Origin of the sequence: Massilia sp. GER05, assembly GCF_052056005.1 — a bacterium.
In the GTDB taxonomy this organism is placed as follows: Bacteria; Pseudomonadota; Gammaproteobacteria; order Burkholderiales; family Burkholderiaceae_D; genus Telluria; species Telluria orientalis.
Genome location: NZ_CP178858.1, coordinates 3976129 through 3996574 on the forward strand (window position 1 = coordinate 3976129; position 20446 = coordinate 3996574).

At 70.2% G+C, this 20446-nt stretch carries 15 protein-coding genes and 1 pseudogene; 6 read left to right on the top strand and 10 right to left on the bottom strand.

Translation table 11 applies throughout. The features are described from left to right. The first annotated feature begins 20 nt into the window (after nucleotides 1–20). On the top strand, nucleotides 21–845 hold the full coding sequence (locus tag ACL58G_RS17755; protein WP_440962640.1) for an isocitrate lyase/PEP mutase family protein: 825 nt from the start codon (nucleotides 21–23) through the stop codon (nucleotides 843–845). A 62-nt stretch (nucleotides 846–907) separates the two neighbouring features. On the opposite strand, the gene ACL58G_RS17760 is transcribed toward ACL58G_RS17755, so the two are convergent. Continuing rightward, nucleotides 908–1537 carry a response regulator transcription factor gene (locus tag ACL58G_RS17760; protein ID WP_160407951.1) on the bottom strand — a complete coding sequence of 210 codons (630 nt, stop codon included), beginning with the start codon at nucleotides 1535–1537 and terminating at the stop codon, nucleotides 908–910. Then, nucleotides 1534–2823 carry a sensor histidine kinase gene (locus tag ACL58G_RS17765; protein ID WP_440962641.1) on the bottom strand — a complete coding sequence of 430 codons (1290 nt, stop codon included), beginning with the start codon at nucleotides 2821–2823 and terminating at the stop codon, nucleotides 1534–1536. Before ACL58G_RS17765 ends, ACL58G_RS17760 begins: the two co-directional genes overlap by 4 nt. 127 nt (nucleotides 2824–2950) lie before the next feature. Between ACL58G_RS17765 and ACL58G_RS17770 the strand changes: the two genes are divergently transcribed. Beyond that, the gene (locus ACL58G_RS17770) at nucleotides 2951–5164 is read left to right on the top strand and encodes a TonB-dependent receptor (RefSeq protein WP_440962642.1); all 2214 of its coding nucleotides are present in this window, start codon (nucleotides 2951–2953) and stop codon (nucleotides 5162–5164) included. A gap of 15 nt (nucleotides 5165–5179) precedes the next feature. On the opposite strand, the gene ACL58G_RS17775 is transcribed toward ACL58G_RS17770, so the two are convergent. Together ACL58G_RS17775 and ACL58G_RS17780 are read right to left on the bottom strand one after the other, a co-directional pair. Next, nucleotides 5180–6103, bottom strand: coding sequence for an AraC family transcriptional regulator (locus ACL58G_RS17775; protein ID WP_440962643.1), 924 nt, complete (start codon nucleotides 6101–6103; stop codon nucleotides 5180–5182). Nucleotides 6104–6174: 71 nt separating this feature from the next. Continuing rightward, nucleotides 6175–7398, bottom strand: coding sequence for a YbfB/YjiJ family MFS transporter (locus ACL58G_RS17780; RefSeq protein ID WP_440962644.1), 1224 nt, complete (start codon nucleotides 7396–7398; stop codon nucleotides 6175–6177). A gap of 79 nt (nucleotides 7399–7477) precedes the next feature. Here ACL58G_RS17780 and ACL58G_RS17785 point away from each other — a divergent pair, with 79 nt between their 5' ends. After that, entirely contained in the window at nucleotides 7478–8065 is a 588-nt protein-coding gene (locus ACL58G_RS17785) for a TetR/AcrR family transcriptional regulator (RefSeq protein WP_413385780.1), read from the top strand. Here the strand turns inward: ACL58G_RS17785 and ACL58G_RS17790 are convergent, their stop codons facing one another. Both ACL58G_RS17790 and ACL58G_RS17795 read right to left on the bottom strand, forming a co-directional pair. Beyond that, a complete protein-coding gene (locus tag ACL58G_RS17790) occupies nucleotides 8066–8653 on the bottom strand; it encodes a DUF1349 domain-containing protein (protein WP_440962645.1) in 588 nt (195 codons plus the stop codon). 24 nt (nucleotides 8654–8677) lie between these two features. After that, complete coding sequence (locus ACL58G_RS17795) at nucleotides 8678–11626, bottom strand: sensor histidine kinase (RefSeq protein ID WP_440962646.1); 2949 nt, start codon at nucleotides 11624–11626, stop codon at nucleotides 8678–8680. A 99-nt stretch (nucleotides 11627–11725) separates the two neighbouring features. Here ACL58G_RS17795 and ACL58G_RS17800 point away from each other — a divergent pair, with 99 nt between their 5' ends. Further along, entirely contained in the window at nucleotides 11726–13153 is a 1428-nt protein-coding gene (locus ACL58G_RS17800; RefSeq protein WP_440962647.1) for a cytochrome P450, read from the top strand. 541 nt (nucleotides 13154–13694) lie between these two features. Here ACL58G_RS17800 and ACL58G_RS17805 read toward each other — a convergent pair. The 4 genes and pseudogenes from ACL58G_RS17805 to ACL58G_RS17820 all read right to left on the bottom strand — a co-directional run bounded on the left by ACL58G_RS17805 (nucleotide 13695) and on the right by ACL58G_RS17820 (nucleotide 18414). Further along, nucleotides 13695–14939 (bottom strand): M20 family metallopeptidase, encoded by a 1245-nt coding sequence (locus ACL58G_RS17805; protein WP_440962648.1) that lies wholly within the window; start codon nucleotides 14937–14939, stop codon nucleotides 13695–13697. A 1-nt stretch (nucleotide 14940) separates the two neighbouring features. Beyond that, a complete protein-coding gene (gene uraD / locus ACL58G_RS17810) occupies nucleotides 14941–16713 on the bottom strand; it encodes a 2-oxo-4-hydroxy-4-carboxy-5-ureidoimidazoline decarboxylase (protein WP_440962649.1) in 1773 nt (590 codons plus the stop codon). Between the two features lie 5 nt (nucleotides 16714–16718). After that, nucleotides 16719–17664: pseudogene (gene puuE, locus ACL58G_RS17815) on the bottom strand (allantoinase PuuE). Between the two features lie 15 nt (nucleotides 17665–17679). After that, on the bottom strand, nucleotides 17680–18414 hold the full coding sequence (locus ACL58G_RS17820; RefSeq protein WP_440962650.1) for a GntR family transcriptional regulator: 735 nt from the start codon (nucleotides 18412–18414) through the stop codon (nucleotides 17680–17682). 116 nt (nucleotides 18415–18530) lie between these two features. On the opposite strand from ACL58G_RS17820, the gene uraH reads away from it, so the two are divergent. Further along, on the top strand, nucleotides 18531–18890 hold the full coding sequence (gene uraH, locus ACL58G_RS17825; protein ID WP_413385788.1) for a hydroxyisourate hydrolase: 360 nt from the start codon (nucleotides 18531–18533) through the stop codon (nucleotides 18888–18890). A gap of 204 nt (nucleotides 18891–19094) precedes the next feature. Then, nucleotides 19095–20339 (top strand): urate hydroxylase PuuD, encoded by a 1245-nt coding sequence (locus ACL58G_RS17830; protein WP_440962651.1) that lies wholly within the window; start codon nucleotides 19095–19097, stop codon nucleotides 20337–20339. Nucleotides 20340–20446: the final 107 nt, after the last annotated feature.

Below are 20446 nucleotides of genomic sequence, written 5' to 3' on the forward strand. Positions count from 1 at the left end.
ACCACCGACAGGAGAAGCGCATGAAGACCCAGCTGGAAAAAGCGCAGGCGTTCGTCGACCTGCACCGCCGCGGCAACTGCTTCGTCATCCCGAACCCGTGGGATGCGGGATCGGCGAAGCTGCTGCAGCACCTGGGCTACCAGGCGCTGGCGGGCACCAGCGCCGGCTTCGCGTTCTCGAAGGCGAAGACGGATCCGACGATCACCATCGCGGAGATGCTCCCGCACCTGGCCGAACTGGCCGCGGCGACCGACCTGCCGCTGTCCGCCGACCTGCAGTCCGGCTTCGGCGCCGCGCCGGAAGACGCGGCCCGTACGATCGTCGAAGCGGCGGCGACGGGCATCGTCGGCGGTTCCATCGAGGACGCGACCGACGATCCGGAAGCCCCGCTGTACGACATCGAGCTCGCCACCGACCGCATCCGCGCTGCCGTGGAGGCGGCCCGTGGACTCCCCTTCAAATTCATGCTGACGGCGCGCGCGGAAAACTTCCGCGTCGGCCGGCCGGACCTGGCCGACACCATCCGCCGCCTGCAGGCTTACCAGGAAGCGGGTGCCGACGTGCTGTTCGCGCCGGGCATTGCGAAGCCGGACGACATCGCGGCCGTCGTCCGCGCCGTCGACCGGCCCGTGAACTTCATGGCCGGCGCGCCGGGCCTGGGCCTGACCGTGGCGGAGCTGGCGGCGCTGGGCGTCGCACGCGTGAGCCTGGGCGCGTCGCTTGCGCGGGCCGCGTACGGCGCGCTCGTGCGCGACGCGCGCGAGGTGAGGGAGAAGGGCACGTTCGGGTATGCGGACGATGCGCTGCCGGCGGCTGAGCTGAACCGCGTGTTTACGGCGCCGTGATCCGTCGTTCCCGCGGAAGCGGGAACCCATGCCGAAATACGGAATTCGGTACGCCGGAACCATCACGCCGGCACCGCACCCCCGAACTCCACGATCCCCAGCCGCGCCGCCAGGTGCATCAAACGGAAATCGTTGTCCGCCCCCAGCTTCTGGCGCACGGACGTGAGGGTGTTCAGCACCGTCTTCGGGCTGACCGTGAGCTGGGCCGCGATGGCCTGCACGGATTCGCCGTGCACGAGCAGGCGCAGCATGTCGAATTCGCGCGGCGTCAGACCGTCCAGCGGGGCCGGCGCCACCGCGGCCGCCACGTCGGACGACAGCACGCGCGTCCCGTTCATCACGGCGCGGATGCCCGTGATGAGTTCTTCCGGCTCGCTGCGCTTGGTGAGGTAGCCGTGCGCGCCCGCCTTCAACGCCTGGGCGACGTGGCCGGCGCTGTCGTGCATCGACAGCACCAGCACCCGCAGGCCGGGCTGGCGGGCGCGCATGCCGGCGATGGCTTCCAGGCCGCTGCTGCCTTTCAGGCTCAGGTCGACGATGGCGACGTCCGGCCGGACCTGCTGGACGAGCGCGTTCGCCTCCGGCGCGCTCGCTGCCTCGCCGACGACGTCGAAATCGGGTTCGGCGCACAGGAGGCGCCGGTAGCCGCTGCGGACGACGGCGTGGTCGTCGACGAGGACGATGCGGATCATGCCGGCACCTCCGTGGCCTCGGGCACCGGCAGCGGCAGCGTCGCCAGCAGCCGCAGGCCGCCCGCCGGGGCGGCCACAAGCCGCAGCTGGCCGCCCGCCATGGCGATGCGTTCCGTGATCCCGAGCAGGCCGCCATGCCATGTCGCGCCTTCCTCGGGCAGGCCGCGGCCGTCGTCGCGCACTTCCAGCACGAGGCCGCCGGTGCGCACCGCGAGCCGCACGACGCACAGCGACGCGCCGCTGTGGCGGACCACGTTCGTCACGGCTTCCTGCACGACGCGGTAGACCGTCAGCGACAGCAGCTCGCCCACGTCCGGCAGCTGCATGGGCAGGTCGAGCTCGAAATCGATGTCCGTGTGGCGCGCGCGCCAGCCCAGCACCAGTTCGCGCAGGGTCTGCGCCAGGCCGGCCGCGTGCAGGCCGTGCGGGCGCAACGTCTTCAGCATCGCGCGCAACTGCTCGCCGCACGTGCGGATCTCGCGCCGCAGGTCCGTCGCGCATTCGGCCACCGCGTCGCGCGTCAGCATGTTCGCATGGCGCGCGAGATGGGTCGCGGTGACGTTCAGCGCCGTCAGCGTCTGGCCCATCTCGTCGTGCAGCTCGCGCGCCAGCACGCGCCGTTCGTCTTCCTGCACCGTGATCAGCTGGCGCGCCAGCGCGTGCTGCGCGCCGCGCGCGTCGGCCAGCGTGCGCGCGAGGTGGGTGATGGCGTCGGCCACGCGGCGGAATTCGCGCAGCGCGAACGCGGGCAGGGCGGGGTCGGGTTCGCCCCGCGCCAGGCGGTGCAGGCCCGCCTCCAGCGCGCGCACGGGCGACAGCGCGCGGTCGGCGCACCACCACGTGACGGCCAGGGTTGTACCGGAAAAGAACAACAGGGTGATCCAGATTTGCACAGTGTCGTGCAGGCGCTCGCCGATTTCCGACTCGGGATTCGGCGCGATGTAGAGCAGTTGCCCGCCGATGCGGATCGCCCGCTCGCTGCGGTCCGGCGGGGCGAACCCCAGCCAGGCGGGCAGCGGGTGCGCGGCGCGCTGCGGCGGCGGTTCGTCCGCCGTGCGGATGCTCAGGTGGCGCAGGCCGGCGCCGGCGAGCAGCGCGCGCACGGCGCCCGCGTCGGCGGCGGGGGCACTGCCGGCCGCCACGAGCACGTTCACGAGACGCGTGGACGCGTCCACCTCGGCACGGATGTCGCTCCGGAGTGAATACAGTTGTATCAGCGTGGTCATGGCCAGCAGGCTGCCCAACAGAAGGCAGAGCGAGCCGAGCAGGCGGCGGCGCAGGTCCATGTTCCCCTCGTCATGTGTTGTTTGCCCTTGTGTACGCAACTTCCATACCAGTCGGGAATTTTTCCCTGTCGCCGCCACCGCGGCGCTGGAATAGTTCGTGCAAAAGAAAGCACAAGGAGACATCGATATGACCCGCACCGCACTCGCCGCCGCCGTCGCGGCACTCTGTCACGGCATCGCCGCGGCCGAACCGGCGCCCGCCATCGTGGAAATCGTCGGCACGACGCCGCTGCAGGGCCTCGGCGTCGCGCGCGAACGGATCCCCGCGAACGTCCAGGCGCTGGACGGCGACGACATGAACGACCCGTCCGCCGCGACCTTGCCGGCCGCGTTGAACCGGCGCCTGGGCAGCGTGTTCGTCAGCGAGATCCAGGGCAATCCATTCCAGCCGGACGTCAGCTACCGCGGCTTCACGGCGTCGCCGCTGCTCGGGACGCCGCAGGGATTGTCCGTCTACGTGGACGGCGTGCGCATGAACCAGCCGTTCGGCGACGTCGTCAGCTGGGACTTGATCCCGCGCGCGGCCATTTCCACGCTGAGCCTCATGCCGGGCTCGAATCCGCTGTTCGGCCTGAACACGCTGGGCGGCGCGCTCGCGGTCCGCACGAAGGATGGCCTGCACGATGCGGGCAGCGCCGTGCAGGCGCAGGCGGGTAGTTACGGCCACGGCGAGATCGTGTTCGAGCACGGGGGACACGACGACCGCGGCCTGCACTGGTACGTCACGGGCACGGCGTTCCGCGACGGCGGCTGGCGCGACGACTCACCCACGCGCCTCGGCCAGATGTTCGGCAAGGTGGGCTGGCACGACGGCGTCACGGACGTGGCGGCGAGCGTCGCGCTGTCCGGCAGCCGCCTGGCCGGCAACGGGCTGCAGGAGCAGCGGATGCTCGACCGGGACTACGCGAGCGTCTACACGAAGCCGGACGTGACGCGCAACCGCGCCGTGCTGTTCAACCTGACCGGCAGCCGCAAGGTCGCGGACGGCGTGCTGTTGTCCGGGAACGCGTATTACCGCTACATCCGCACGACCACGTTCAATGGCGACTTGAACGATGACGACGACGGGCTGTTCGACGCCATCGTCAACCGCACCGCAGGCACGCAGACGAACCATGGGCTGAGCGGACAGGCCGAGTTTTCCGACCGCCTGACAGTGGGCGCGGCGTACGACGCGAGCCGCGCGGACTTCCGCCAGGATGCGCAATATGGCGACTTGCATGCGGACCGCAGCGTCACGCCGGTGCACGTGTTCGACGACGACATGGCCATCGACCTCGTCGGCCGCACGCGCACGTGGAGCGTCTTCGCGACGGATACCATCGACCTGCGCGACGACCTGCACGTCACGCTGTCCGGGCGCTACAACCGGACGACGGTGCACAACCGCGACCGGATCAATCCGGGCGGCGGCGGCGGCTCGCTCGACGGCGACCACCGTTTCGGCCGCTTCAATCCGGCGCTCGGCATCACCTGGGCGCCGTCGCGCAAGTTCAACGTGTATGCCGGCTACGACGAAGGCAGCCGCACGCCGACGGCCGTGGAACTGGGCTGCGCGGATCCGGAACATCCCTGCAAGCTGCCGAACGCGATGGCGGGCGATCCGCCGCTGAAGCAGGTCGTCACGCGCACGTGGGAAGCGGGCGTGCGCGGCACCATCGGCCGGATACACTGGAACGCCAGCGTGTTCCGCGCGACGAACGACGACGACATCCTGTTCGTCGCGGACGATGCGGCGGGCTTCGGCTACTTCCGCAATTTCGGCCGCACGCGGCGCCAGGGCGTCGAGCTGGGCGTCGACGGCCGCGCCGGGCCGGTGACCGTCTCCGCGTACTACACGTACCTGCACGCGACGTTCGCCAGCGGCGAGACGGTGGGCGGCGAGGGCAACAGCAGCGCGGATGCCGACGGCAATATCGCGATCCGTCCCGGCGACCGCATCCCCCTGATACCGCGCCACGTGTTCAAGGCGCGCGCGGCATGGCAGGTCACGCCTGCGTGGTCGGCGGAACTGGGCGTGCAGGCGGTTTCCGGCTCGACGGCGCGCGGCAACGAGAACGGCCTGCACCGCCCGGACGGCGCGGCGTACCTGGGCCGCGGCGCGACGACTGGCCATGCCGTGTTCGACTTCGGCACGGCGTTCCAGGCGACGCCGCGCCTGCGCGTGTTCGCCCAGGTCGACAACCTGTTCGACCGGCGCTATGCGACGGCGGCGCAGCTCGGCACGACCGGGTTCGATGCGGACGGCAACTTCGCCAAGGAGGACCGCGTACACTCGACGTTCTACGCGCCCGGCGCGCCGCGCACGGTTCGAGTGGGGGTGCGCTACACGTTCAACTGAGCTTCGACCGACGGCTCACACCCACAGCCGGTACATCCAGAACGATTCGTCCTCGGCGAAGCGGCGCGCGAACTCCGCCGGGGTGAAGCCGGTGATGCGCCGGACGGCGCGCGTCATGTGGGCCTGGTCGGCAAAACCTGCGTCCAGCGCCATCGTGGCCCAGTCGAACGGCTGGCCGGCGTCGTGGCGGTCGCGCGCCGCGAAGAACAGGCCTTCCGTGCGCACGATCGACTGCCATTCGCGCAGCGAGCGGCCGCTGAACGATTTGATGCGGCGCTCCACGTGGCGCGGACTGTGCTCGCGCCGCCATTCGTGCGCCTGCCACGCGAGGCGCTCGACCCAGTTGCGGCCGAGCTGGCGTAGCGACGGCTGGTCCGTGGCGCGGCCGGACAGCGCCTGCCAGCGCCGCGCGAGATGGTGTTCGAACACGCCGACCATGTCCTCGTCGCGGCTCGCCAGCAGCGCGTCCCACAGCGGCGTCCACTCGCGGCCCATGACGGCGGCGGCGGGCACGAAGCGGTCCTGCACGCGCGCGAGGTCCAGGCCGAACAGCATGCGCGCGGCGTCCGCCTGGAACAGGGCCATGCAGCCGCGGCCCGTCGTCGGTGCCCACGACGTGGTGGGATGCGCCTGGGTGCCGGCGACCACGCACGCCGTGCCGAACGGCCGCCACACCGGCACGCCGCCCTCCATGCAGACCTGGCCCGCGTCGATGTCGCGGTACCACGACAACGACACGAGCTGCGACGACGGGAAGTGCGACAGGCGCTGGGCGTCGTTCAAGGTCGCGTTGCGGACGTCGCGCCCGACGACGGCGACGAGCGCGCCCTGCAGGGACGCCGGCGGCAAACGGAGCCAGTCGGTCGGCGGGCCGTCGGGTGCGGCCCGCGGCGCGCGCGTCAGCGGATCGGGGCAGGGCAGGTGTTGTGTCGGGATCATGATCGGCGAGTATAACAAGACGTGATGCCATTTTGTTCACGGTGGCATCCGCTTGCACCGGGGGCGCCGTCCTAGGCCTCTTGCGGAACGCGGTTCGACGCACCGGCGGCGAGCGCCGCCCACGCCGCGCGCGCCAGCAGCAGGTCCGACACCAGCGCGACGGCGAGGGCGGCGGCGCCGATCTCCATCAACACCCGGTGGTCGCCCCCGGTCGCCGCGAAGATCCAGGAGTACGCGTAGCCCGCGAGCGCCTGGAACAACGCGAAGATCGTCGTCGCACGGCTCCACGCGGCGCCCTGCGCGGGCACGTCCTGCGGCAGGGTGTGGCGGATGCGGCCGAGGGTCAGCGGCACGATGCCCGGCGGGTAGGTGCCGATGACGAACGTGGCCGCCAGCAGGCCGGCGAGGCCGTGCGCGAGGACCAGCACGGCCGCGGCGAGGATCTGCAGGACCAGCGCGATGCGCGTCGCGGTGCCGATGCCGAGGCGGTCGCCCAGCACGCCGTACAGCATCGGCCCGGCCGTCGCGCCGAGGCCGTAGACGACCCAGAACAGCGCCGCCGTGTGGCTGCCCAGGTGCAGGCCTCGGGCCACGTAATCGACGAGGAACACCATCATGGGCACGAGGCCGACGGCCTTCAGCGCGTACTGCGCATAGATCAGTTTCAGCGCGAAGCCGGCGTGCGCGGGGGCGCGGCCGGCGCTGGCCGCGGGTGCGGCGGCCGCCGCCCGCGGCCACCAGCGCCAGCTGACGGCGGTCAGCAGCAGCGACAGCGCGCCCAGCCCGGCCCAGGTGGCGGCGAGGCCTTCGTTCAGCAGCAGCGGCACGACGGTGCCCGAGGCCGCGATGCCGAGCCCGAGCCCCAGGAAGATCGCGCCGCTGGCCACGCCGCGCCGCTCGGGCGGCACCTGCGGCAGGATGCTCAGCGCGGCCAGCACCATGATGATGCCGCCCGAAAGGCCCGACAGGAAGCGCCAGCCGAAGAACCAGGCGACGGACAGGGGCAGGGCGCAGGCGAAGAATGCGAGCGAGGCGAGCGCCATCATCAGCTGCAGGGTGCGCCGGCTGCCCAGGCGCGCGGCGAGCGGCCGGCCCGCCAGCGCGCCCGCCAGGTAGCCGACGAGGTTGGCCGCGCCGAGGAACACGACGTCCTGCGCGGCGAACCAGTGCGCCTCGATCAGCGGCGGAATCAGGGGCGTGTAGGCGAAGCGCGCGAGGCCGATGCCGACCAGGCTGGCGCACAGGCCGGCGAGGATGGCGCGCGTGGCGGCGGCGCGGTCGAGGGTGGTGTCCATGCTGGATCCTTGTGGGTGGCTCATGTTTGACAGGTTAGTCAAACTTGACAGGGCTGTCAAGGATGCCGATAATCGGGTCATGGCAGGCACAAAACAATTCGATGAAGACGAGGTGCTCGACCGCGCGCTGCTGCTGTTCTGGCGGCGCGGTTTCGGCGCGACGTCCATGCAGGACGTCGCGCAGGCGACCGGTGTCCTGCGCGGTTCGCTGTACCACGCGTACGGCGACAAGCAGGCGCTGTTCCTGCGCGTGTTCGGGCGTTACCGCACGCGTTACCTGGACAGCCTGCGCGAAGCGCTGGCCGCGCCCACGGCCGAGGAAGCGCTGCGGCGCTATCTGCGCCTGGCCATCGACATGGTGACGGCCGTCGATGACGACGAGGTGACGCGCGGCTGCCTGACGACGAAGACCGCGACGGACGAGACGGCGATGGACGATGCGATCCGGGCCGCGTTGCGCGGCCTGCTGGACGACGTGCAGCAGGCATTGGCGGAGCGCCTGGGGCAGCCCGACGTCGCCGGCCGGCTCGCGCTGCCGCCCGCCGCGGCCGCGCGCCTCGTCACGACGACGACGCGGGGCATGGTGGTGCTGGAGCGCGTGTACCGCGACGTCGCCCAGCTCGAAGCCGTGGCGGACGATCTGCTGCGGTTGATGTTTCCGGACTAGTCAGCTCAGGTCGTGCAGGTCCTTGCCGAGTGCGGGACCCAGCGTGAAGTCGCTGAATGCGACGGCGAGCCCGGCGCGCTGCGGCGTGCAGCACATCGGTCCCACCAGATAGCGCGGCGCGGCCGGGAAGGGCGCCAGGCGCAGCATCGGCCACGTCGCGCCGTCCGCCGAGTACTGCACGCGGATCACGCCGGCGCCGACGGTCACGCGCAGCCAGAAGCCGTCGGGCAGCGCCGGAGCCGGCGCCACGGCCCAGTCGGACGTCCCGTTCGTCAGCACGGTGCTGAGCAGTGCCTGGCCGTCCGAGAACTCGACGCCCACCTTGATCCAGCGCTGTTCGTCGATGCGGACCATGAGGCCGGCCTGGTCGTACAGTTCGGCGAACGCCGCGCGTACGTGCACCTGCGCCGTGAATCCGTCGGCGGCGGGCGCGCCGAAGAAGTGGCCGTCGTCGCGGATGAAGCCATAGCTCGTGATGCGCCAGAAATCCGTGCGGTCGCCGGTGACGACATGCAGCGTGCCGTCTTCGATCCGGTGCACCGGCGGTTCGTTGTGCCAGACGCAGTGGGCGAATGGTGCGGTATCCATGAGGCTTCTCCTTTGATCGGGTGTTCAGGCGTACGCGATCGGCGCCGGCACGCGCAGCGTCCACGCCGTGCCGTCGCCGGGCGCCGTCCGGACCGTCAGCGCCGCGCCGAGCGTGCGGGCGCGCTCGCGCAGGCCGGGGATGCCCCAATGGCCGTCGCGCCCGCGTTCCAGGTCGATGTCGTCCGGCAGGCCGACGCCATTGTCGGCGATCGTGACGACCAGCGCCGACGGTGCATACTGCAGCGTGACGTCGACCGCACGTGCGCGCGCGTGCGTGAACGCATTCCACAGCGCTTCGCGGGCGATGGCGAAGGCTTCGTCGGCGGCGGGTTCGCGCAGCCTGCGCGCGCGGCCGTCCGCATACAGGTGGAAGGCGATACCGGCGTCGCGGGCCAGCGGTTCGGCGAAGCGGCGCAGCGCGCCGGCCAGGTCGGCGTCGGGCACGGCGGAGGTGCGCAGGCCGGCCACGCGGTCGCGGCCCTCGGCCACGACGCCGTTGGCGCGCGCCAGGGCGGCTTCCAGCGGCGCGCGGGCGTCCGCCGTCAGCCGGCTGGCCGTGCTCCAGAACAGCAGCATCAGGCCCTGGATCGATTGCAGCAGCGTGTCGTGCAGTTCGCGCGCGATGCGTTCGCGCTCGGCGGTCCGCTCGCCCATGCGGACGGCGAGCCGGCGTGCGGTCCGGCGCATCCAGAACAACTGCAGGCGCCATGCGACGACCACCGCCGCCACGACGCACAGGACGCGGAACCAGGTGGTCTGCGTCAGGCTCGGGGCGATGTCGAACGCGAGCGCGGCGCCCTCCGTGTTCCACACGCCGTCGTCGTTCGACGCGAGCACGCGGAACCGGTAGTGGCCCGGCGCGAGATTGGTGTAGTGGGCGGACCGCTCGCCGCCGTCGCGCCAGTCGTGGTCGACGCCGTCGAGCCGGTAGCGGAAGGCCACGCGCCCGGGTTCGCGATAGGAGAGCGCGGTGAAGTCCACGTCCAGCGTGTCCGTCCCCGCCGGCAGGCGCATGCCGTCGCCGGCCGCGAACGCGGTCGCGCCGGACTTCAGTCCCGTGATGACGACGGGCGGCACCAGGGTATTGCGCGGCAGCGCGGCCGGGTCGAAGCCGTACACGCCGCCGATCGTCGTGAACCACAGCGTGCCGTCGTCGCTGCGCACCGCGGACGGCACCGGGATGATCGCCCCGGCCGTGCCGCGCAGGCCGTCACGGTAATCGAGCCGGCCGTAGGCGACGGCGTACCCGGGGTCGCGCAGCACCCGCTGCTGTTCGGCCGGCGCGATGCTGGAAATGCCGCCGGCGCCGTTGAGCCACAGGGTGCCGTCGCGCGCGAACACCATGCCCGTGATGCCGGCGAACGGCTCGCCGTTGCGACCCGCGACGGGAGTGAAGCGGGTGCCGTCGAAATGCATGAGCCCATTCTCGCCGCCGATCCAGGCGCCGGCGCCGGCCGGCAGGATCTGGACGACGGTGCCGACCGTGAGGCCGTCCGCGCGGCCGTAATGCCGTATCCGGCCGCCGTCGAGGAGGACGAGGTCGTCGCCGACGGAGCCGAACCAGACCCGCCCGCGCCGGTCCGCCGCGACGGTGGCCGCCGCGTAGGTCTCCAGTGCCGCGATGCCGCCCCCGGCGATCCACCGTCCCTCGCGCCAGGCCGCGACGCCGCGCCGGCCCAGCGCCATCCACAACGTGCCGGCGCTGTCCTGCGCCATCGCGTAGGTGGTGGCCGGGCCGTCGATGCCGGGATGCAGGCGGCGCCATCCCGAGCCGTCCGGCCGCACGGTCCACAGTCCGCCGAAGCCGGCGGCCCAGACGTCGCCCGCCGGGCCCCGGTACAACGCGGTGATCGTGTCGTTCACGCCGGGCGGCGCGTGGCCGTAGTCGCGCGCTGGGGCGCCGGGGGCGGCCAGCCACGCATGGCCGGCCCACACGCCGGCGCCCGCGCCGCCCGCGAGCGGCAGCGCGTCCGACGCGGCATCGCCCGACAGCGCCTCGGCCCGCACGCGCGGCGCGCGGAAGCGGTCGAGGCCACTTTCGGTCCCGACCCAGACATTGCGTTCGCGGTCCTCGAACACGGCCTGCACCTTGCGTCCGGAGAGCCCGTGCTCGGCCCACATGCGCCCGAGCCGGCCGTCCTCTGCGCCGCGCACGATGCCCGAGCCGTCGGCCACCCAGGCATGGCCGTCGTGGTCGAAGGCGAACAGGGTCGCGCCTTTCGGCACATCCCACGCGGACGGCGTTCCGCGCGCCGGGCCGGCCAGCATGCGCAGCGCGGAGCGCGCCTCGTCCGTCGCCCAGACGCTGCCGTCCGGGTGGGCGACCAGGGGCAACAAGGTCGACAGGGGGGTGAGCAATTCGAAGCGGGTGCCTCCCTTCGGCAGCACGAATACCCCGGCGGTGCCGCCGGCCCACAGCGTGCCGTCGCGGTCCGCCAGCAGGGAGGCGAACCCGCTGTCGGGCACCCCGAGCGCGGGGTCGCATGGCTGCCAGCGGCCATCGGCGCCGAGGACGAGCAGGCCGCGGCCGGTGGCGAGCCACAGGCGGCCGGCAGCGTCGCGCGCGGCGGCAAAGACCGAGCCGGCCGGTCCGCCCTCCTTGCCGCCGGGGTAGTGGCGCATGCGGCCGGCCACCATCAGGCTCACGCCGCCGTACTTGTAGCCGACCCACATCCGGCCATCGGGCAGCACGCCGATGCCGGCCACGTTCGACGACAGCGGCGCCTCGCTACCGGCCGCGCGCAGGAAGCGCACGCCATCGAATTTGTACAGGCCGGACGTGCTGCCGATCCAGATCCAGCCGTCCGGGGTCTGCGCGATGCCGGTGATGTTGGAGGGCGCGCCTTCGCGGGCCGTCCAGCTGGCGTGCGGCAGGCCGAGCACGGGGGCCTTGTCCACGGGCGCCGCGTGGGCGGGGAGGATGCAGACGATGGCTGCCAGCAGCGCCGCGACGGGTCGAAAGATTGACGTCATTCCCGACAGTATAAAAGCTGTCGGTTCGGCGTGCCAACTGATCGTCGATGTCGTTTTCGTTCAATACCGGGTTCGCGCACCGGGCCGAGAATGCCAGGCATGAAAACGACCACGCCCCCCTCCTGCCCCTTCCACGCCGGCACCGCGAGCAGCGCGCCGGCTTCCCATCCACCCGGCGCCTGGCCCCCCGGCCCCCCTCCCGGTCTGACGGGCTGGCGCTTCCTGCGCGCGATGTCGCGCGACCTGCTCGGCGCATTGTCCGCGTGGCGCGACGAGTACGGCGGCATGGTGCACCTGCGGATCTGGCCCGAGCACCAGATCCTCGTCACCGACCCCGAACGGGTGCGCGAACTGCTCGTCGACCATCACGACGCGCTGGTGCGCTGGGAGCGCGCCATCGAGGTGTTCGCCCAGGTGCATGGCATCAGTACGCTCACGTCGGAAGGCGCCGCATGGCGCACCAAGCGGCACGCACTGCAGCCCGCGTTCACGCCGAAGGCCGTGCAGGCCTTCGTGCCCGCGATGGCGCTTGCCGCCGACGCCGCATTCGCGCAATGGCCGCAGGCCGACGGCGCGTGGACGATCGAGAGCGCCTTCACGTCGCTGGGCATGGACGTGATCATGCGGATGACGTTTTCCAGCGGCGTGACGGCCGACACGCGCGATGCCGAATGGGCCGTGCACCAGCTGAGCGTCGAGGGGGCCGCCGAGATGTACTGGCCCCGGAGCTGGCCCGACTGGATGCCGTGGAAGGCGAAGAAGCGCCGCGCGCTCGCGACGCTCGACCGGCTGATCGACGGCCACGTGCGGGCGCGCATGGCGATGCCGCAGGCCGACTGGCCGCAGGACCTGCTCACGCGCCTGCTGGCGTTGCACGTCGAGGACCCCGTCGCGTGGCCGCTGAAAGCCGTGCGCGACGAGTGCATGTCGGCGTTCCTGGCGGGCCACGAGACGACCGCCGCGACCCTGACGTGGTGGTCATGGTGCATGGCCGCGAATCCGTCCGCGCAGGCGGCCGCCCGCGCGGAGGTGGACGCCGTCCTGCAGGGCAGGCTGCCCACGGCCGCCGACCTCCCGGCGCTGGACTACCTGGGCCGCACCTTGCAGGAGACCCTGCGCCTCCATCCCGCCGCGCCCATACTTATCACGCGCCGGTCGGTGCGGCCGATCACGCTGGGCGGCTGGCAACTGCCGGCCCGGACGATGTTCGGCATACCGCTGCACCTGATGCACCACGACGCCCGCTGGTTCCCGGAACCGGATGCGTTCCGCCCCGAGCGTTTCGCGTCCGGCGCGCCCCCGATCCCGCGCGGCGCCTTCATGCCGTTCGGGACGGGCCCGCGCGTGTGCCTGGGCCAGCATCTCGCGCTGGCGGAGACGACCCTGCTCGCCGCGATGTTCCTGCAGCGGTACACGGTCGAGGCGCCGGCCGGGATGGCGGCGCCGAAGCCCGTCTTCAACATCACGCTGAGGCCGGAGACGCCGCTGACGCTGCGGCTGACGGCGCCCTCCTCGCCGTATCCGTAACCGCTAACGCGTAATGCCGCCGCATTGCCGGCGTCCGCGTGGGCACGGGGTGCCCACCCGACGGTGCATCAGTCGAGCGGGTAGGGTGGGCGGCCCTCCGCCCACGCGTAATGCCGCCGCATAGCCGGCGTCCGCGTGGGCACGGGGTGCCCACCCGACGGTGCCTCAGTCGAGCAGCGGGTAGGGTGGGCGGCCCTCCGCCCACGCGTAATGCCGCCGCATAGCCGGCGTCCGCGTGGGCACGGGGTGCCCACCCGACGGAGCCCCAGCGGGTAGGGTGGGAGGCCCTCCGCCCACGCGTAATGCCGCCGCATAGCCTGCGTCCGCGTGGGCACGGGGTGCCCACCCGACGGTGCCTCAGCGGGTAGGGTGGGCGGCCCTCCGCCCACGCGTAATGTGGCCGCATAGCCGGCGTCCGCGTGGGCACGGGGTGCCCACCCAACGGTGCCTCAGCGGGTAGGTTGGGCGGCCCTCCGCCCACGCGTAACGCCGCCGTATAGCCGGCGTCCGCGTGGGCACGGGGTGCCCGCCCGACGGTGCTTCAGTCGAGCAGGTCGAACAGCGTACGCGCGACGACCTTGGTCGCGCGGCGCAGGTCTTCCAGGTCGATGTGCTCGTCGGCGCGCTTGGCGTTGCTCTCGCCGACCGTGCGCGGGCCGCAGCCGTACAGCACGGCCGGGACGCCCGCTTCGCCGAACAGGCGCGCGTCCGTGTACAGCGGCGTGCCGGCCGCGCCGATCTCTTCGCCAAACACGCTGGTGGCATGGCGCGACAGGGCGTCGACCAGCGGCCGGTTGCCGTCCAGCGGCTGCAGCGCGTTCGCCAGCAGCATGCGCTTGATCTCGATAGTGATGCCCTGGCTGTCCGCGACCGCGTCCTGGATCACCTTGCGGATCGTCGCTTCGACTTCCGCCGGGTTCTCTTCCGGGATCATGCGGCGGTCCAGCTTCAGCACGACCTTGCCCGGCACGACGTTCGTGTTGGTGCCGCCTTCGATCAGGCCCACGTTCAGGTACGGGTGGTTGATGCCCTTCACCTGGCTCTTCACCTTTTTATATTGCGTGTTCTGGTCGTACAGCGCGACGAGGATGCGGGTCGCGGCCTGCAGCGCGTCGACGCCGGTTTCCGGCACGGCCGCGTGGCCCATCTTGCCGTTGACCGTCACTTCCATCTGCAGGCAGCCGTTGTGCGCGGTGACGACCTGGTAGCTGAAGCCCGCGGCGATCAAGAGGTCCGGCTTGACGAGGCCCTGCTGCAGCAGCCAGCCCGGACCCAGTTCGCCGCCGAATTCCTCGTCGTACGTGAAGTACAGCTCGACGCCGCCCTTCAGCGGGGCGCCCAGCGCTTCCAGGGCGCGCGTCGCGAACGTGAAGGTGGCGAAATCGCATTTGCTGACGGCGGACGCGCGGCCGAACAGCTGGCCGTCGACGACTTCGCCGCCGTACGGATCATGCGTCCAGCCTTCGCCCGGCGGCACCACGTCGCCGTGCGCGTTCATCGCGACGGTGCGGCCGGCGCCGTACTTGCGGCGCACGATCAGGTTCGTGATCGTCTCCAGGCCGGCGGCCTTGACGGTCGGCGCCGGCACCGAATGCTTCTCGGCCTCGAAGCCGAATGCCTTCAGCAGGTCGGCGGCGCGCTCGGCGTGCGGCGCATTGTTGCCCGGCGGGGTGTCGGTCGGCACGCGCACGAGCTCCTGCAGGAAGCGCACCTCCTCGTCGAAGTGGGCGTCGATCCAGGCGTCGAGGGCCTCGTAGGGGGCGGCGGTTTTATCGGTCGTGGTCATGTCAGAATTCCGTGGCGAGTTGGTCGAGAAGGGTGTGGAAAGCCTGGACGCACAGTTCGGCGTCGTCGTTGGTGATGGATTCGAGCGGGTTGTGGCTGATGCCGGCGTTCAGCCCGCGCAGGAACAGCATGGCCTGCGGCAGGATGTCGTGGATCTTCATCGCATCGTGGCCGGCGCCGCTGGGCATGCGGAACACGGGCAGGCCCAGCGTCTCGACGGCACGTTCCCAGCGCTGGCGCCATTCGGTCGCGCAGGGCGCGGCGGCTGCGCGCATCGTCTCTTCGAGCGAGAACTGCAGGCCGCGGCGGGCGCAGATCGCGGCCAGTTCGGCCCGGATGTCGCTGGCGGCGGCATCGCGCACTTCGTCGGTCGTGGCGCGCACGTCCAGCGAGAAGCGGCAGCGTCCCGGCACGACGTTGATCGAGCCGTTCGGCACCTCCAGCATGCCGACGGTGGCGACGAGGTCCGGCACGGCGCCGCCGCGCTTCTCGGCGAACAGCACCAGCTCGGCCGCGGCGGCTGCCGCGTCGCGGCGCATCGTCATCGGCGTGGTGCCCGCGTGGCTGGCGACGCCGACGATCTCGCCGACGAATCGCACGCTGCCGTTGATCGAGGTGACGACGCCCAGGGGCAGGTCGAGGTCATTCAGCACCGGGCCCTGCTCGATGTGCGTCTCGACGAAGCCGAGATACTTCGAGGGATCGCGCTTCAACGCGGCGATGCCGTCGGCGTTCAGGCCTGCATGTGCGATGGCGTGGCGCATCGTGACGCCGTCCGCATCCTTCTGGTCGAGCCAGTTCGTGTCGAAACCGCCGCACAGCGCGCCCGACCCGAGGAACACGGCTTTGTAGCGCTGGCCTTCCTCTTCCGCGAAGCCGACCACTTCGATGCCGTACGACAGGCGCTTGCCCTGGCGGTACAGTTCGCGCACGCACGCCATCGGCACGAGGATGCCCAGGCGGCCGTCGTACTTGCCGCCGTTGCGCACGGTGTCGTAGTGCGAACCGGTCAGCAGGCGCTTCGCGGAAGGATCGGCGCCATGATAGATGCCGACCACATTGCCGACGGCGTCGATCGTGACGTCGTCGAAGCCGCACTCCTCGCGCATCCATGCCGCCAGCTGGGCGGCGGCCGCGCGGTGCGCGTCCGTCAGGTACGTCACGCACAACTCTCCGCGCTCGGCGTAACCGGGTTCGCTGTGGGCGGCCAGCTGTTCATGCCAGTCCCACACGAGGTTGCCGAGGGTCGGGTGCTGGTCGAACTTGTCGTCCAGGCGGATCTCGGCGATGCGGTGGATGTTGCGCAGCGCTTCCGCGAATTCGAAGTCCGGGCCATTGGCCAGGCGGCGCGCGAACGTGGCGATGATCTCCGCCTTTGGCAGGCCCAGGCCGCGCGGGCCGCGCACGGCCAGGATGAACGGGAAGCCGAATTTGGTGTTGTAGTCGGCGTTGAGCTTCTGGATCGTCGCGAATTCCTCCGGCGTGCAATTCGTCAGGCCGGCCTTGTTCTGTTCATTCGTCGATTCGGCCGTCAGCGTCTTGCTGACCATCGCCTTGCCGGCGAGCTCCGGGTGGGCGCGGATCAGGCCCAGTTGTTCTTCGCGCGACGCGTCGCGCACGGCTTCGACGAGGCCGCGCTTCAGCTGCGCCAAGGTGGCGAAAGGGCGCTTGGCCCAGGCGCGCGCGGCGATCCAGGGCGAGTGTTCGTAGACGCCGTCCAGCAGGGCGGTGAAGCCCGCTTCGTCGGCGGCGTTGAGTGTCTCCAGCGTTAACATTGTGATTACTCCCACGCGAATGCGGTGTCGGGTTTGTACGGATGCACGCTCTTCCAGTGGCGCGCGATGTCGATGCGGCGCGTGACCCACACGCGGTCGTGCTGTTCGATGTAGTCCAGGAAGCGTTGCAGCGCGCGGAAGCGTCCCGGGCGGCCCAGCAGGCGGCAGTGCATGCCGATGCTGAGAATCGAGGGGCGCTCGCCGCCTTCCTGGTAGTGCACGTCGAACGCGTCGCGCAGGTACGCGAGGAACGGGTCGCCGTGCGAAAAACCTTGCGGCAGGGCGAAGCGCATGTCGTTCGTGTCCAGCGTGTACGGCACGACCAGTTGCGGTGCCTGCGTGCCGTCGGTCTTGCGGACCTTCAGCCAGAACGGCAGGTCGTCGCCGTAATAGTCGCTGTCGTATTCGAAGCCGCCGTAGTCGGCGACGAGGCGGCGCGTATTCGGGCTGTCGCGGCCCGTGTACCAGCCGAGCGCGCGTTCGCCCGTCAGGCGTTCGATCGCTTCCATGCCGCGCACCATGTCCGCGCGTTCGGTCGCTTCGTCGACGTTCTGGTAGCTGATCCAGCGGTGGCCGTGGCACGCGATCTCGTGGCCCAGCTCCTTGAATGCGGCCGTCACGTCGGGCGAGCGTTCCAGCGCCATGCCGACGCCGAAGATCGTCAGGGGGAGGCCGCGCTTCTCGAATTCGCGCAGGATGCGCCAGAACGCCCACGCGCGAGCCGTATTCGTAGATGCTTTCCATCGACAGGTGACGGGCCGGGAACGACGCCGGGTTGAACATCTCGGACAGGAATTGCTCGCTGCCGGCGTCGCCGTGCAGCACGCTGTTCTCGCCGCCTTCCTCATAGTTCAGGACGAACTGCACGGCGACGCGGGCGCGGCCCGGCCAGTCGGCGTACGGTTGCTCGCGGCCGTAGCCGGCGAGGTCACGTGGATAGTGCTGGGTCATGATGGTGTCTTTGATTCAATGGTGGAGGATGTCGGCCAGGTCCACGCGCTGCGGATCGAGGTGCAGGTTGTGCTGGACGTTGGCCAGGTGCTTGGAGACGAGGCGCACCGCCGCCTTGACGTCGCGCTTTTCGAACGCGTCGACGATGGCCACGTGCTCATCGAGGGATTCTTCCGCCGACTGCGACGACTGGCGCATCAGCGCGATCAGCGAGGAACGCGTCAGGAGTTCGGAGAGCATCTGCACGAGCACCTGGTTGCCGAGCATTTGCGCCAGCACGAGGTGGAAATCGCCCAGCAGGCGCGTGCGGCCCGGGACTTCCGCATTGTTGACGGCCGCGCGTTCCAGCTCAAGGTGTTCGCGCAGCTGTTTGACCTGGGCGTCGGTGATCGTCGCGCACAGCTGCTTCGTCACGGCCGTCTCGAGGATCGCGCGCACTTCGAACACGTCGTTCGCTTCCTCGGCCGTCGGGGTGGCGACGAACGCGCCGCGGGCCGGTTCCAGCACGACGAGGCGGTCGCGCGACAACTGGTTGAACGCCTGGCGCACGACGGTGCGCGACACCTTGAAGATGTCGCCGATCTTCTGTTCGGACAGCTTCGTGCCCGGCATCAGCCGGCGCTCGGCGATCGCGGTGGTGATGGAGTCGACGATGCGCTGCGTGGCGCTGCCGGACGGCGCGCTCGCGGGCGTATCATGGATATCGCTGGTCAGCGGGACGATCTTCAGGGGTTGGCGGGCTCGGTTCATGGTCGCTCGGGACAATAAGTGATTGACATCGTGTCTGAAGTGTATACACTTTTCGAAAAAAAGAAAACACAAAGTGTATGCAATTTTTTACGTCAATCAACAAGAAAGGAAATCAGATGGGACACCTCAGCACCCACGTGCTCGATACGATGAACGGCTGCCCGGCTGCCGGCATGCGCGTCACCCTCGAAGCGCTCGACCATGACGGCAGCGCGCGCACGATCAAGACGCTCACCCTCAATAGCGACGGCCGCAACGACGGCGGTCCGCTGCTGAATGCGGAGACGATGGCGGTCGGCCGCTACCGCCTCACGTTCGGTGTGGCAGCGTATTTCCGCGAGAAGGGCGTGAACCTGCCCGAGCCGGCCTTCCTCGACGTGGTGCCGCTCGAATTCGGCATCGCCGACGCGGCCGGCCACTACCACGTGCCGCTGCTCGTCAGCCCGTGGTCGTATTCCACTTACCGTGGCTCGTAAGCACGGAGCGTTGTTTTTCTCATAAAGTCATACCCTTTTTCAAAAAGATCGTATACAGTTGTTGTGTCGCCGCGGAGCGCATCGGCAGCAGGGCCCAGCCCCTCGCCGGTGGTTGCGATGATTTGCCCCTCACAGAGCCCGCTGTGGTGATGGGACAGCCTGGTGTGTTGGTTGCGCCATGCTTCCTTTGTTTTTGAGGCTCTCATGGAATCCTATTTGCTCGACTGGGTGAATCTGCTATTGCGCTGGACCCACGTCATTACCGCGATCGCCTGGATCGGCGCATCGTTCTACTTCGTCTTCCTCGATAACTCGCTCACCAGGCCGACGTCGCCCGACCTCGTCGAAAAAGGCGTCGACGGCGAACTGTGGGCCGTGCACGGCGGTGGCTTCTACCATCCGCAGAAATACCTCGTGGCCCCGAAATCCATGCCCGAAGGCCTGCACTGGTTCTATTGGGAGAGCTACGCCACGTGGCTGTCCGGTTTCGGCCTGTTCACCGTCCTGTATCTGTTCAATGCCGGGACCTTCATGGTCGACAAGCAGGTGCACGACTGGACGGCCGGCGCCGCCGTCGGTACCGCGCTGGGCTTCCTCGTCGCGTTCTGGCTCGTGTACGACACCATCTGCCGCACGTTCGGCCGCAAGAAGAACGGCGACGCCATCGTCGGCGCGATCATCTTCGCGTTCGTCGTGTTCGCCGCCTGGCTCGCGTGCCAGCTGTACGCCGGCCGTGCCGCCTTCCTGCTGGTCGGCGCCATGCTGGCCACGTCGATGAGCGCCAACGTGTTCTTCTGGATCATCCCCGGCCAGCGCAAGGTCGTCGCGCAGCTGAAGGCCGGCCAGCCGGTCGACCCGATCTACGGCTGGCGCGCCAAGCAGCGCAGCGTCCACAACACGTATTTCACGCTGCCGGTGCTGTTCGCGATGCTGTCCAACCACTATGGCTGGCTGTACTCGGGTGAACACAACTGGGTCGTGCTGGTCCTCATGATGCTGACCGGCGCCCTGATCCGCCAGAGCTTCGTCGCCCGCCACAAGGCGCTCGTACACGGCAAGCGCGTGCCCTGGGAATTCGCGGGCTTCGGCGTGGCCGCCATGCTGGGTCTCGTCGTCTACCTGACCCCGAAACCCGAGGCCGACGTGCCGGCCATCGCGTCCGCCGCGCCCGTCAACAGTGCCGCCGCTGCCGGCGCCACCGCGCAGAACGTCAGCTTCGACCAGGTGAAAGGCGTCGTCGCCCAGCGCTGCGCGATGTGCCACTCGGCCGCCATGGCCAGCAAGGGCATCTCGTTCGATTCGCCCGATTCGATCAAGCGTCACGCCCAGCAGATGTACCAGCAGGCCGTCGTGACGAAGCAGATGCCGCTGAATAACGCCACCCAGATCACGCCGGATGAGCGCAATCTCATCAAGCGCTGGTACGAAGAGGGCGCCCCGACCAACTAACCCCGTTGTACCCTGTCCGGCGGCCCTCCACAGCGGGCCGGCGGACACGCTCGCGCGCCCGGCCCAGATGGCCGGCGCGTGGCGGGCGGCATGCTGTTTGTTGTTCA

Coding starts and splice junctions, on each gene's coding strand:
- ACL58G_RS17755 (WP_440962640.1), top strand. CDS start 21: ATGAAGACCCAGCTGGAAAAAGCGCAGGCGTTCGTCGACCTGCACCGC.
- ACL58G_RS17760 (WP_160407951.1), bottom strand. CDS start 1,537: ATGATCCGCATCGTCCTCGTCGACGACCACGCCGTCGTCCGCAGCGGC.
- ACL58G_RS17765 (WP_440962641.1), bottom strand. CDS start 2,823: ATGGACCTGCGCCGCCGCCTGCTCGGCTCGCTCTGCCTTCTGTTGGGC.
- ACL58G_RS17770 (WP_440962642.1), top strand. CDS start 2,951: ATGACCCGCACCGCACTCGCCGCCGCCGTCGCGGCACTCTGTCACGGC.
- ACL58G_RS17775 (WP_440962643.1), bottom strand. CDS start 6,103: ATGATCCCGACACAACACCTGCCCTGCCCCGATCCGCTGACGCGCGCG.
- ACL58G_RS17780 (WP_440962644.1), bottom strand. CDS start 7,398: ATGGACACCACCCTCGACCGCGCCGCCGCCACGCGCGCCATCCTCGCC.
- ACL58G_RS17785 (WP_413385780.1), top strand. CDS start 7,478: ATGGCAGGCACAAAACAATTCGATGAAGACGAGGTGCTCGACCGCGCG.
- ACL58G_RS17790 (WP_440962645.1), bottom strand. CDS start 8,653: ATGGATACCGCACCATTCGCCCACTGCGTCTGGCACAACGAACCGCCG.
- ACL58G_RS17795 (WP_440962646.1), bottom strand. CDS start 11,626: ATGACGTCAATCTTTCGACCCGTCGCGGCGCTGCTGGCAGCCATCGTC.
- ACL58G_RS17800 (WP_440962647.1), top strand. CDS start 11,726: ATGAAAACGACCACGCCCCCCTCCTGCCCCTTCCACGCCGGCACCGCG.
- ACL58G_RS17805 (WP_440962648.1), bottom strand. CDS start 14,939: ATGACCACGACCGATAAAACCGCCGCCCCCTACGAGGCCCTCGACGCC.
- uraD (WP_440962649.1), bottom strand. CDS start 16,713: ATGTTAACGCTGGAGACACTCAACGCCGCCGACGAAGCGGGCTTCACC.
- ACL58G_RS17820 (WP_440962650.1), bottom strand. CDS start 18,414: ATGAACCGAGCCCGCCAACCCCTGAAGATCGTCCCGCTGACCAGCGAT.
- uraH (WP_413385788.1), top strand. CDS start 18,531: ATGGGACACCTCAGCACCCACGTGCTCGATACGATGAACGGCTGCCCG.
- ACL58G_RS17830 (WP_440962651.1), top strand. CDS start 19,095: ATGGAATCCTATTTGCTCGACTGGGTGAATCTGCTATTGCGCTGGACC.